The organism is Burkholderia sp. WSM2230 (assembly GCF_000472445.1).
Lineage (GTDB): Bacteria > Pseudomonadota > Gammaproteobacteria > Burkholderiales > Burkholderiaceae > Paraburkholderia.
Window position 1 is genome coordinate 374141 of the sequence record NZ_AXAJ01000003.1, and the last position, 12630, is coordinate 386770.

Below are 12630 nucleotides of genomic sequence, written 5' to 3' on the forward strand. Positions count from 1 at the left end.
AGTCTGGCTCGCCTGCGCCGAGAATGAGCCCCGCAAACGTTTGCGCGTAACTAAAAATACGGCTCGATCCGAGCCCGACAAACCAAGGAGATATGCATGAGCAATCGCATTCGCCGCCGCATCCTCGCGGCCGCAGTCCTCGCCACCGCTAGCGCCGCCTTGCCGTTTTCCGCCGCCTATGCCCAGACGGCGCCCGCCCACAAGCCGAAAGTCGCGCTGGTGATGAAGTCGCTCGCCAACGAGTTCTTCCTCACGATGGAGAACGGTGCAAAGGACTACCAGAAGCACAACTCGTCGCAGTTCGACCTGATCACGAACGGCATCAAGGACGAAACGGACACGGCGAACCAGATCCGCATCGTCGAACAGATGATCGTTTCGAAGGTCGACGCGATCGTGCTGGCTCCGGCCGACTCGAAGGCGCTCGTGCCGGTGGTCAAGAAGGCGGTGGACGCGGGCATCGTCGTCGTGAACATCGACAACCGGCTCGACCCGGAAGTGCTCAAATCCAAGGACCTGAACGTGCCGTTCGTCGGACCGGATAACCGCAAAGGCGCGCAAAAGGTCGGCGACTACCTGGCGAAGAAGCTCAAGGCGGGCGACGAGGTCGGCATTATCGAAGGCGTCTCGACCACGACCAATGCGCAGCAGCGCACGGCCGGCTTCAAGGATGCGATGCAGACTGTCGGCGCCAAAGTGGTGTCCGTGCAGTCGGGCGAATGGGAAATCGACAAGGGCAATGCGGTGGCTTCGGCCATGCTCAACGAGTACCCGAACCTGAAGGCGCTGCTCGCGGGCAACGACAACATGGCGATCGGCGCGGTTTCCGCCGTCCGCGCGGCGGGCAAGCAGGGCAAGGTGTATGTGGTCGGCTACGACAACATCAACGCGATCAAGCCGATGCTGAAGGACGGCCGTGTGATCGCCACCGCCGACCAGTACGCCGCGAAGCAGGCTGTCTTCGGTATCGACACCGCGCTCAAAGCCTTGAACGAGCACAAGAAGCAGTCGCAGCTGTCGGGCGTGGTGGAAACGCCGTGCGATCTGGTGACGAAGTGAACGGTGGCTGAGGCGGTGCATGAGGCGGTGCATGAGGCGTCGCTGTGTCACCGCTTCAGGCGTCGCCGGCCAGCAAGACACGCGGATTCGCGCCGCGCCACGACCGCGAATCCGTGCCTACTATTCAATGAACACTCAATAGCCGCCCAATAGCGGCTCAAGAAAGCCGGCGCGCCGCCGTTAATTCCAGAGGTAAGCGTCATGACGGCGGCTGCGCGGTGAGAGAAGCGCAGCCATAGCGCCTGCGCATTCCGCGCATTGGGCCGGCATTGACCGCGGCGCCGGGCGCCGCCTCGTTCGAGCGAATCGTACGGGGCGCGCCTCGCGCCGTGAAACAGGATCGCGATGGATTCAACCGACCACGACGCCTTGCCTGCCGTTCTGTCCGTCAGCGGCATCGGCAAGACCTATGCCGAACCGGTGCTCGCCGACGTGTCTTTGTCGTTGCGTGCCGGCGAGGTATTGGCGCTCACCGGCGAGAACGGCGCCGGCAAGAGCACGCTGTCCAAGATTATCGGCGGACTCGTCGAGCCGACCGCCGGCACCATGCGGCTTGGCGGCGCGCCCTATACACCGGCGAGCCGCACCGAAGCCGAAGCGCTCGGGGTGCGCATGGTCATGCAGGAGCTGAACCTGCTGCCCACGCTGTCGGTGGCCGAAAACCTGTTTCTGAACCGCTTACCACGCGCGGGGCGATTCATTGGCTGGATCGACCGCCGCAAGCTGCGCGAGAACGCGCGCCACGCCATGGCGCAAGTTGGGCTCGACGCGATCGACCCCGATACGCTCGTGGGCGAACTCGGCATCGGCCATCAGCAGATGGTGGAGATCGCGCGCAATCTGATCGACGACTGCCGCGTGCTGATCCTCGACGAGCCGACCGCGATGCTGACCGCGCGCGAAGTCGACCTGCTGTTCGAGCAGATCGGCCGCCTGAAGGCGCGCGGCGTCGCGCTAATCTACATCTCGCACCGGCTCGAGGAACTCGCGCGGGTCGCCGGGCGGATTGCGGTGCTGCGCGATGGCCGGCTCGTGCACGTCGACGCCATGGCCAACCTGACCAGCGACGAAATCGTCACATGGATGGTCGGCCGCGAACTCGGCGAGCAGATCGATCTGGGCGTGCGCAGTATCGGCGCGCCGCTTCTGAAAGTGGAGCGGCTCTCGCGCGGCAAGGTGGTGCGCGACGTGTCGTTCGAAGTGCGCGCAGGTGAGATTTTCGGCGTCAGCGGCCTGATCGGCGCCGGCCGCACGGAACTGATGCGGCTCATCTACGGCGCGGACCAGAAAGACGGCGGCACGGTGGCGCTTGCCCCGACGCCGGGCGCGCCGCCAGCTCCGGTGCGGATCGATTCGCCCACGGACGCGGTGCGCGCGGGCATTGCGCTCATCACCGAGGACCGCAAAGGCGAGGGCCTGCTGCTGCCGCAGCCGATCGCGGCCAACGTGTCGCTCGGCAACATCGGCAGCGTCGCGCGCCACGGCGTGGTCGACGCGAAACGCGAGCACGCGCTCGCGCAGAAGCAGATCGACGCGATGCGGATTCGCAGCTCGGGACCCGGGCAGATTGTCGGCGAGCTGTCGGGCGGCAACCAGCAGAAGGTCGTCATTGGCCGCTGGCTCGCGCGCGATTGCCGCGTGCTGTTATTCGACGAACCCACGCGCGGCATCGACGTCGGCGCGAAGTTCGATATTTATGGCTTGATGGGCGCGCTGGCTCGGCAAGGGCGCGCGCTCGTCGTGGTGTCGAGCGACCTGCGCGAGCTCATGCTGATCTGCGACCGGATTGGGGTGATGTCGGCGGGCAGCCTGACAGGTGTGTTCGAACGCGACACGTGGACGCAGGACGCGCTGCTGGCTGCCGCCTTCGCCGGCTACCGCAGCCGCGAAGCGCTGTTGCACGACCTCGACACCAATGAAGCAGGGAGCTTGTCATGACCGATCAATCGTTGCGCGACACGCCGGGCGCGAAACACGGCGGGAAAGAGGGCACACCTGGCGTCAACGCGAACGCCGCGCCGCCGGCCGATCCGTCGGCGCCGCTCGCGAGCGGCAAACCGGCCGGCACGCGGCTCGGCTTTTCGAACTATCTGGGACTCGCCGGAGCGCTGCTCGGCATGATCGTGCTGTTCTCGCTGCTGAGTTCGCACTTTCTGACCTACGACACGTTCAGCACGATCGCCAATCAGATTCCGGATCTGGTGGTGATGTCGGTCGGCATGACGTTCGTGCTGATCATCGCCGGTATCGACCTGTCGGTCGGCTCGGTGCTCGCGCTCGGCGCGTCGGTCGTCAGCGTGGCCGCGCTCAAGTGGGGCTGGGGCCCGCTGCCCTCGGCGCTGCTCGGCGTCGCGGCGGCGGCCCTGACTGGCACGATCACCGGCGCGGTCACGGTCGGCTGGCGGATTCCGTCGTTCATCGTGTCGCTCGGCGTGCTCGAGGCGGCGCGCGGCCTCGCGTATCAGATGACGAATTCCCGCACCGCCTATATCGGCGACGCTTTCGATTTTCTGTCGAACCCGATTGCGCTCGGCATCTCGCCGGCCTTCCTGATCGCCGTGGCCGTTATGGTGATCGCGCAACTGGTGCTGACGCGCACGGTGTTCGGCCGCTATCTGGTTGGCATCGGCACCAACGAGGAAGCGGTGCGGCTCGCGGGCGTCAATCCGCGGCCCTACAAGGTGATCGTGTTCGCGCTGATGGGCGCGCTCGCGGGCCTCGCGTCGCTGTTCCAGATTTCGCGTCTGGAGGCCGCCGACCCGAACGCGGGCGTGGGCCTTGAACTGCAGGTGATCGCCGCCGTGGTGATCGGCGGTACCAGTCTGATGGGCGGGCGCGGCTCCGTCATCAGCACGTTCTTCGGCGTGTTGATCATTTCGGTGCTGGCGGCCGGCCTCGCGCAGATCGGCGCGAACGAGCCGACCAAGCGGATGATCACCGGCGCTGTGATCGTGGTGGCCGTGGTGCTGGATACGTACCGCAGCCGCCGCAAGCGCGCCTGACATGGTCAGAGTAGCGCGTGTCGGGCACCTGAAGTGCGGTTTGCGGTAAAGCGTAAGAATTCATGAGTGTGGCGGGTTCGATGAGGACGTCCCAAGGTCGGCAGTGAGCCTGACGGCGGGGAAAAACAGGCGGGAGAGCAACAGGTTATGGCGACGATCAAGGATGTAGCAGCCGTGGCGGGCGTGTCCTTCACGACGGTATCGCACGTCGTGAACAATTCGCGGCCCGTGTCGGCCGACGTGCGCGCGAAGGTCGAGCACGCGATTCGCCAGCTTCACTATGTGCCCTCGGCAGTGGCCCGTTCGCTGAAGGCGCGCGCCACGGCGACCATCGGGCTCGTGGTGCCGAACAGCACCAACCCGTACTTCGCGGAGCTCGCGCGCGGCATCGAGGACGGTTGCGCCCGCAACGGCTACTGCGTGTTCTTCTGCAATTCCGACGACGACCCGGCGAAGCAGCGCAGCTATCTGCGCGTGCTGCAGGAAAAGCGCATCGACGGACTGATCGTCGCGTCCGCCGGCGACGACGCGGTGCTCGCGCAAACCCTCGCGGACGCGCGCGAGCCGCTCGTGATCGTCGACCGCAATATTGAAGGCGTGAATGCGGACCTCGTGCAGATAGACCACGAGAAGGGCGCGTACCTCGCCACCCGTCATCTGCTGGAACTGGGGCACGTGCGGATCGGCTGCATTACGGGGCCGGTCGACACGGCAGTCAGCGCGATGCGCGTGCACGGCTTCATCCGCGCGATGACCGAGCGCGGCATAGAGATTCCGCCGGACGCGATCGTCGAAAGCGACTTCTCGGGCACCGGCGGCCATCGCGCGGCCGGTCAACTGTTCGATACGGTCAAGCCGTCGGCGATTTTTGCCTGTAACGACATGATGGGCATCGGCGCATTGCGCGCCGCGGCGGAGCGAAACATCAGCGTGCCGCGCGACTGCTCGATCATCGGTTTCGACGATATCGAACTGGGACGCTTTACCTATCCGGCACTCTCGACGGTCGGGCAGTCGGTGCGCGCGCTCGGCGACATGGCCGCGCAGACGCTGATCGAGCGCATTGCCGGCAAGTCGACGGCGAGCACGCGTCCCGGCAGCCGCCGGCGCGTGGTGTCGCCACGGCTGATCGTGCGCGAATCGACATCGACCTGGGCGGGCGCCGGAAAACGCAATCTGGCGGCGTGAGCGCGCGGCTGTGGCCGGGGCTGGCCGGGGCTGGTCTCCGCGCCGACTGCATCAGCGCTTGGGCATGTGTTGAAAGCACGTTTGGACAGCAGAGCAACGGGAGAATTGAGTGGCAAGTAAGGAAACGCGCTCGCGCGTGGCGGTGGTCGGCAGTCTGAACATGGACCTGGTGGCGCGCGCGCCGCGTCTGCCGCATCCCGGCGAAACGCTGGCCGGCCGCAGGTTCGCCCAGGTTCCGGGCGGCAAGGGCGGTAACCAGGCCGTGGCGGCCGCGCGGCTCGGCGCGCGGGTTTCGATGCTCGGCTGCGTCGGCGCTGACGCGAACGGCGCGCAGTTGCGCGCGGGGCTCGAGGCCGAGGGCATCGACTGCACGGCGCTGGAAACCGGCCGCGAGGCGACGGGCGTGGCGCTAATTATTGTCGACGATGCGAGCCAGAACGCGATCGTGATCGTCGCGGGCAGCAATGGCGAGGTGACGCCTGAAACCATCGCGCGCCACGAAGCCGTGCTTGCCGCCGCCGACGTGGTGATCTGCCAGCTCGAAACGCCGCCCGACACGGTGCACGCTGCACTCGCCGCGGCGCGGCGCCTCGGCAAGACCGTAATTCTGAACCCGGCGCCCGCCACCGGCCCATTGCCTGCCGAGTGGCTGCCGCTCATCGACTATCTGATTCCGAACGAACTGGAAGCCGCGACGCTGACCGGCTTGCCGGTGGGCTCGCCGGAAGAAGCGGCGACGGCCGCCGCCGTGCTGCGCGCGGCCGGCGCGCGCAATGTCCTCGTGACGCTTGGGCCGCGCGGCGTGCAGGCGGCGCTCCAAGGCGCGGCGCCGGTGCTGTACGACGCGCCAAAAGTCGAAGCCGTGGATACGACCGCGGCCGGCGACACGTTCATCGGCGGTTTCGCGGCGCAGCTAGGAGAGGGAGCGGGCGTGGATGCGGCGATCCGCTTCGCCCAGCGCGCCGCGGCGTTGTCGGTGACGCGAGAGGGCGCTCAGCCTTCCATTCCCACACGCGACGAACTCGACGGCTGACGTTACGGTTTCGCCTCGTTTAATGGGCAGCGCGGCGCGAAGCGTCGCGCGTGCCGATGTTTCCGCTTAGCTCGAGGCTTGGGTGTGCCGCCCGCGAGTCCGCGTTCCCCCGCCGTTCGATGTTTCCGCATGCTGGTAGTACGCGCATGCGCCCTGGTTGCTTGTGCCGGGGGCGTCCCACCCGCGCGCGCGCGTGTTCTTTCACCGCTCGATCTTCTGGCGTGTCACTTACGCGCGCACACCCCGCACACCCTTTACCCCTTGGTGCCCCCCCGTACCGCTTCCCGCGCGGCAACGCCTGGGCCCCCCATCGGCAGCCGGCCGAGTTTTGTAATTTTTACGTGTCTGCGCCGCGCCTTTCCTCCGATCATATAAAAGCTTTAAGTCCGCGAGTGGACTGCCGTTAACGCAGCTATCAGAGCGCCGATCCAACGGAATGACCAACGGTGCCGCACGCTGCATCAGACCTTTACTTGCTGCTCCGCAGCCTTCACGCACAGGACATGTATGTTGAACAAGGGCATTTCGATCAAGGCCCGCATCGGCCTCACCATGGCATTTCTCGCGGCGCTGCTTGTCGGCATCGGTACATTTGGTTTGTTCGGCATGAGCCGTTCCAATGACGCTTACCAGGAAACATTCACGAACGCGATGCCGAGCGCCGTCGACATAGGCAATGCCGAGCTGTACGCGGCGCGCGAGCGTCTCGCGCTCGATCGCGCGGCCTTCATGATCGGCACGCCGGAATCGGTACCGACGCTGGAGCGCGCGCGTACCATGCGCGCCACTTCCGACATGTGGTGGAAAAAGTACATGGACCTGCCGCGCGAGGCGGAGGAAGACCGCCTTGCGCGCGAGGTGGTCGGCAAGCGCGAAGCGCTGCATCAGCAGGCCGACGCGTTCGCGGCAGTGATAGCGGCGAGCGACCAGAGCAAGCTGATCGACGGCGCGAAGCGCCTGCAGGTGGCCTACAACGAACTCGCGAACTCCGACGACGCGCTGCGCAAGTACCAGTTTGATCTCGCGAAGGCCGGTTACGACGCCGCGCAATCGCACTTCCAGCAGTTCCGCATGGTCAGCATCGGCGCGCTGTTGGCCGGCGTACTCGCGGCGCTGCTGTCGTACATGGCGCTCAGCCGTGCCATTGCACGGCCCCTCGCCGAGGCGCTCGTCCATTTCGACGCGATCGCCGCCGGCGATCTGCGCCGTCAGGTTGCCGTGACCTCGCGCGATGAAATGGGCCAGATCCTGGAAGGCATCGCGAAGATGCAGCGCAGTCTGATCGAAACGGTGCGCGCGGTACGCGGCGGCAGCGAGTCGATTGCGACCGCGACGCGCCAGATCGCGGCGGGCAACATCGACCTGTCCTCGCGCACCGAGGAACAGGCGTCGGCCTTGCAGGAAACGGCGTCGAGCATGGAAGAATTGACCGGCACCGTGAAGCAGAACGCGGATAACGCCCGTCAGGCAAGCGCGCTTGCCGCGAATGCGTCGGAAATCGCCAACAAGGGCAGCGCGGTGGTCGGCCAGGTGGTCGGCACCATGGGCGAAATCAACCAGAGCTCGGCGAAGATTGCCGACATCATTTCGATTATCGAAGGCATCGCCTTCCAGACCAACATCCTGGCGCTCAACGCGGCCGTGGAAGCGGCGCGGGCCGGCGAAGAGGGACGCGGCTTCGCAGTCGTCGCGGGCGAAGTACGCAGTCTCGCGCAGCGCTCGTCGGCGGCGGCCAAGGAGATCAAGGAATTGATCGATACCTCGGTGGACCGCGTGCAGTCGGGCTCCGCACTCGTCGACCAGGCGGGCCGCACGATGGGCGAAATCATCAGCGCCGTGCAGCGGGTGACTGACATCATGGGCGAAATTGCCGCGGCGTCGGAAGAACAGAGCAGCGGCATCGATCAGGTGGCGCGCGCCGTCACGCAGATGGACGAAGTCACGCAGCAGAACGCCGCACTCGTCGAGGAAGCGGCGGCGGCTGCGTCTTCGCTGGAGGAACAGGCGGACAAGCTGCGTCAGGCAGTCGCCGTGTTCCAGCTCGGCGACGACGGCGGCAAGGCTTCGGCCCGCGCGGTGGCCAAGCAGGCGCCGGTGCGGGTTGCCTCTGCTGCGCCGCGGTCGGCTTCGCGGGCGGATTCCCGCGCTGGTCCGGGTGCTGCGCCGCGTGCGGTGGCGGCAGCCACGGCGCAGCCAGTGACGGCTGGTCATGCACCGGCTGCTGCGGCTTCGGCCGCACCGGCGCCTGCCGTAGCGAAAAGCATCCCGGCGCCGCGCGCGCCGGCAAAGCCTGCGGCGGTGGCCAGCGTCGGCGGCGATCAGGACTGGGAAACCTTCTGATCGCTAAAGCCTGCCTCGTGCCCATGGCGTGCCCCCTTGGATTGGACCCTTCTTAAACCCCCGATTCAAACGCCCGACTTCAAAACCGCGCCTGTTTACGCAGCGCGGTTTTTTTATGGCGTGCGCATTAAGTCGCATTTGCGAAGCGGCGGGCGCCCTGGCGAGCCTCGCGATCCGGTACATTGACGGGCGCGGCAACGGTAATTCGTAGCCGCATCGCGGACAGCACCACAGCAAGGCGAGGCGGCAGTACATGAGTTCCGGGCGCCGCGCTGGGGCAGCGCAGTCCGACACGCATGGCGTCGGGGGGCGGCTGTCGTCGGTGAGCCGTCAGGGCCGACAGCCGCCCAACGACTCAGCCGCCGGAGTGGCCAGCGACTCAGCGGCCCGTCCGGCCCCTATCCACCCACTGCCGCGCTGCAATAAACATTCAATGCGCCAGCCACTAAGGATCGACATGACGCCACATGACCTCGCGCACCGCCTCGTCGAAGCACGCCGGCAGCATCGGCCAATAGACGGGCTCCCCGCCGAACAGATGCCGCCGGACGCCGCTACCGCCTACGCGATCCAGCAGGCGGTGATTGCGGGCCTCGGGGACTCCACCGGGGCGTGGAAGATCGGCGCGAAGGCGCCCGGCGGGCCGACCTCGGGCGCGCCGATCCCCGCTTCGCTCGTGCTGCCTTCGCCGGCGCGCGTCGCGCACGCGGGCTTTTTCCGGGTGCTGGTGGAACTGGAGATCGCGTTCCGGTTCACCGAGGCAATCGAGCCGCGCAGCCGCGCCTATACGCGCGACGAGGTGCTCGCGCTGGTCGGCGTGGTGCTGCCGGCCATTGAAATTGTCGACAGCCGCTTCGCCGAGTGGCCGAACGTCGCGCAGCTCGCCCAGCTTGCCGACGCGCAAAACAACGGTGCGCTCGTCACCGGCCATCCTGTCCCTTATGCGGGCCTGGCGCGGGGCTTCGACTTCGTGTCGCCGGAGCTGGAACTGAGCTTCGACGGCGAGTCACTCGTGCCCGACGCCGCCGGCAATCCGGCAGGCGATCCGCGCGAACTGCTGGTGTGGTTCGTCAACCATTGCGCCGCCATGGGCATCACGATCGAACCTGACTGGACACTCACCACCGGCTCTTACGTCGGTGCGCACAATGTGGGCAAACCGGGGATCGTGCGCGGCCATATCGACGGATTGGGTGAGGTCGAGATCGAACTGACCTGAACGCGTGACACTGTGTCATGTGACATGATGTAGGGCTTCACTGTGCGCCGTGCTTGTAACGGCGCATTACAAAAGACCAAGCGAGCGGCTGCCCACGGGCGGCCGTTTTACATTCGGCGCATCGGCGAGGAGTCCTTAGCCGTATACCCTATTGAACCGATTGCGCGCCGAGCCGTTATCCAGTTAACCGAAGCAGAATCGACGCGCTTATGCGAAGCATGTGAAGCATCGCATCGATAGCAAAGCACGCCCAGCGAGGTATGGAACAAATGCTCGCATGCATGGACGAACTGCATGGAAGTGCCGGCGAACGATGTGTGCAACTTTGGTCGATCGCCGTGTAACAGATGCGGGGACATGTAGACCGGACAACTGTCAAAGCCACGTGTCAAAGCGCGAGGAACGAAAGAGGCGAAAGCACAAAAGAGCGGGGACGTAGCGTGAAATTGCGCGATGTGGCGGCCTATGTCGCGGCGATATCTGGCGTCAAGGTACGCCACGTGCGTGTGCGCACAACACGTGAACGCAAGTGAACGAAACTGCGGAACGAGTGGTGGCAAGAGAGAGTAAAGCTGGGCAGTAAAGCAGGCTGGCGACATCGTTCGACGCGCAAGATTGTAGGTGGTCGAAACGTGGTTTCCAAGTGATGATTGTCGGGAGGCGAACACGGGCGCGATTTTCGCAACGTAGTTCGTGAAAAAAAATTTAAAAGGGTTTAGGATGAATTCGAGCGATGTCGTTTCCGAATAGCGCGCCGCGCACGACATCGGTCTAGACTTCGGCGAGGAGGTAGCATGGATATCTACAGCAGTTTCGCGACCCGCTTCGAGAAAACGCGAGAAGATGAACTCTCGCTCGAGGAGTACCTCGCGCTCTGCAAAGACAATCCCGCCGCGTACGCCACGGCTGGCGAACGCATGTTGACGGCAATCGGAGAACCCGAACAGATCGACACTCGCAACGATCCGCGTCTGTCGCGTATCTTCGCGAACAAGGTCATCAAGGTATACCCCGCGTTCCGTGAGTTCTACGGAATGGAAGAGGTGATCGAGCAAGTGGTTGCCTACTTCCGGCACTCGGCGCAGGGGCTCGAAGAAAAGAAGCAGATTCTGTATTTGTTGGGCCCGGTCGGCGGCGGTAAATCGTCGATCGCGGAACGTCTGAAGCAGCTCATGGAGCGCGTGCCTTTCTACGCGATCAAGGGATCGCCGGTGAACGAATCGCCGCTCGGTCTGTTCGACTACGACGAAGACGGCCCGATCCTCGAAGAGCAATACGGCATACCACGCCGCTACCTCAAAAGCATTCTGAGCCCGTGGGCGGTGAAGCGCCTGCACGAGTACAACGGCGACATCCGCAAATTCCGCGTGGTGCGGCGCTATCCGTCCATCTTGCGGCAGATCGGCATCGCCAAGACCGAGCCGGGCGACGAGAACAATCAGGACATCTCCTCGCTCGTCGGCAAGGTCGACATCCGCAAGCTCGAACAGTATGCGCAAGACGACGCGGACGCCTACAGCTACTCCGGCGGCCTGTGTCTTGCGAATCAGGGCCTGCTCGAATTCGTCGAAATGTTCAAGGCGCCAATCAAGGTGCTGCACCCGCTGCTCACCGCGACCCAGGAAGGCAACTTCAAGGGCACGGAAGGCTTCGGTGCGATTCCTTTCGACGGCGTGATTCTCGCGCACTCCAACGAATCGGAGTGGAAGGCCTTCCGCAACAACCGCAATAACGAGGCTTTGCTCGACCGGATCTTCGTCGTGAAGGTGCCGTACTGCCTGCGCTATTCGGAAGAGATCAAGATCTACGAGAAGCTGTTGCGCAATTCGTCGCTGGCCAATGCGGTATGCGCGCCCGGCACGCTGAAAATGATGGCGCAGATGTCGGTGCTCACACGGCTGCAGGAACCGGAAAACTCAAGCCTCTTCTCGAAGATGCAGGTGTACGACGGCGAGAATCTGAAAGACACCGATCCGAAGGCCAAGTCGTATCAGGAGTATCGCGACTTTGCGGGTGTGGACGAAGGGATGACCGGCGTGTCGACCCGCTTCGCGTTCAAGATTCTGTCGCGCGTGTTCAACTTCGATTCCACCGAAGTGGCGGCCAACCCGGTGCATCTGATGTACGTGCTCGAACAGCAGATAGAGCGCGAGCAGTTCCCACCGGAAACCGAGCAGAAGTACCTGTCGTTCATCAAGGACGTGCTGGCGTCGCGTTACGCGGAATTCATCGGCAAGGAGATTCAGACCGCTTATCTGGAGTCGTACTCCGAATACGGGCAGAACATTTTCGATCGCTACGTGACGTACGCGGACTTCTGGATTCAGGATCAGGAGTTCCGCGATCACGACACCGGCGAGAGCTTCGACCGCGCGGCACTGAATGCCGAACTGGAGAAGATCGAGAAGCCCGCGGGCATCAGCAACCCGAAGGACTTCCGCAACGAGATCGTGAACTTCGTGTTGCGCGCGCGTGCTGCGAATGCGGGGAAGAATCCCGCGTGGATCAGCTACGAAAAGCTGCGCGTGGTTATCGAAAAGAAGATGTTCTCCAATACGGAGGAACTGTTGCCGGTTATTTCGTTCAACGCCAAGGGTTCGGCGGAAGAACAGCGCAAGCACGAAGACTTCGTCAATCGCATGGTGGCGAAGGGCTATACACCGAAGCAGGTGCGCTTGCTGTGTGACTGGTATCTGCGCGTGCGCAAGTCGTCATGATCCGCACTGCGTGCCGCCCGCGCGGTCCGACCACGCGGGCACCCTGCGAGCCGCAAGCTGCATGGACATAGC

At 64.6% G+C, this 12630-nt stretch carries 8 protein-coding genes; all 8 read left to right on the forward strand.

The window, feature by feature from the left end:
• Positions 1 to 96: 96 nt before the first annotated feature.
• The 8 genes from A3AC_RS0110065 to A3AC_RS0110105 all read left to right on the forward strand — a co-directional run bounded on the left by A3AC_RS0110065 (position 97) and on the right by A3AC_RS0110105 (position 12558).
• Positions 97 to 1059, forward strand: a complete 963-nt coding sequence (locus tag A3AC_RS0110065) for a sugar ABC transporter substrate-binding protein (RefSeq protein ID WP_025598686.1) — start codon at positions 97 to 99, stop codon at positions 1057 to 1059.
• Between the two features lie 345 nt (positions 1060 to 1404).
• Entirely contained in the window at positions 1405 to 2997 is a 1593-nt protein-coding gene (locus A3AC_RS0110070) for a sugar ABC transporter ATP-binding protein (protein WP_025598688.1), read from the forward strand.
• Complete coding sequence (locus tag A3AC_RS0110075) at positions 2994 to 4061, forward strand: ABC transporter permease (protein WP_025598689.1); 1068 nt, start codon at positions 2994 to 2996, stop codon at positions 4059 to 4061. Before A3AC_RS0110070 ends, A3AC_RS0110075 begins: the two co-directional genes overlap by 4 nt.
• Positions 4062 to 4208: 147 nt before the next feature.
• Positions 4209 to 5249, forward strand: coding sequence for a LacI family DNA-binding transcriptional regulator (locus tag A3AC_RS0110080; RefSeq protein ID WP_025598690.1), 1041 nt, complete (start codon positions 4209 to 4211; stop codon positions 5247 to 5249).
• 109 nt (positions 5250 to 5358) lie between these two features.
• Positions 5359 to 6282 carry a ribokinase gene (gene rbsK, locus A3AC_RS0110085; RefSeq protein WP_025598691.1) on the forward strand — a complete coding sequence of 308 codons (924 nt, stop codon included), beginning with the start codon at positions 5359 to 5361 and terminating at the stop codon, positions 6280 to 6282.
• 507 nt (positions 6283 to 6789) lie between these two features.
• Positions 6790 to 8622 carry a methyl-accepting chemotaxis protein gene (locus A3AC_RS0110090; RefSeq protein WP_025598692.1) on the forward strand — a complete coding sequence of 611 codons (1833 nt, stop codon included), beginning with the start codon at positions 6790 to 6792 and terminating at the stop codon, positions 8620 to 8622.
• Between the two features lie 457 nt (positions 8623 to 9079).
• A complete protein-coding gene (locus A3AC_RS0110095; RefSeq protein WP_025598693.1) occupies positions 9080 to 9841 on the forward strand; it encodes a 2-keto-4-pentenoate hydratase in 762 nt (253 codons plus the stop codon).
• Positions 9842 to 10635: 794 nt separating this feature from the next.
• Positions 10636 to 12558 carry a PrkA family serine protein kinase gene (locus tag A3AC_RS0110105; RefSeq protein WP_013339422.1) on the forward strand — a complete coding sequence of 641 codons (1923 nt, stop codon included), beginning with the start codon at positions 10636 to 10638 and terminating at the stop codon, positions 12556 to 12558.
• Positions 12559 to 12630: the final 72 nt, after the last annotated feature.

Coding starts and splice junctions, on each gene's coding strand:
- A3AC_RS0110065 (WP_025598686.1), top strand. CDS start 97: ATGAGCAATCGCATTCGCCGCCGCATCCTCGCGGCCGCAGTCCTCGCC.
- A3AC_RS0110070 (WP_025598688.1), top strand. CDS start 1,405: ATGGATTCAACCGACCACGACGCCTTGCCTGCCGTTCTGTCCGTCAGC.
- A3AC_RS0110075 (WP_025598689.1), top strand. CDS start 2,994: ATGACCGATCAATCGTTGCGCGACACGCCGGGCGCGAAACACGGCGGG.
- A3AC_RS0110080 (WP_025598690.1), top strand. CDS start 4,209: ATGGCGACGATCAAGGATGTAGCAGCCGTGGCGGGCGTGTCCTTCACG.
- A3AC_RS0110090 (WP_025598692.1), top strand. CDS start 6,790: ATGTTGAACAAGGGCATTTCGATCAAGGCCCGCATCGGCCTCACCATG.
- A3AC_RS0110095 (WP_025598693.1), top strand. CDS start 9,080: ATGACGCCACATGACCTCGCGCACCGCCTCGTCGAAGCACGCCGGCAG.
- A3AC_RS0110105 (WP_013339422.1), top strand. CDS start 10,636: ATGGATATCTACAGCAGTTTCGCGACCCGCTTCGAGAAAACGCGAGAA.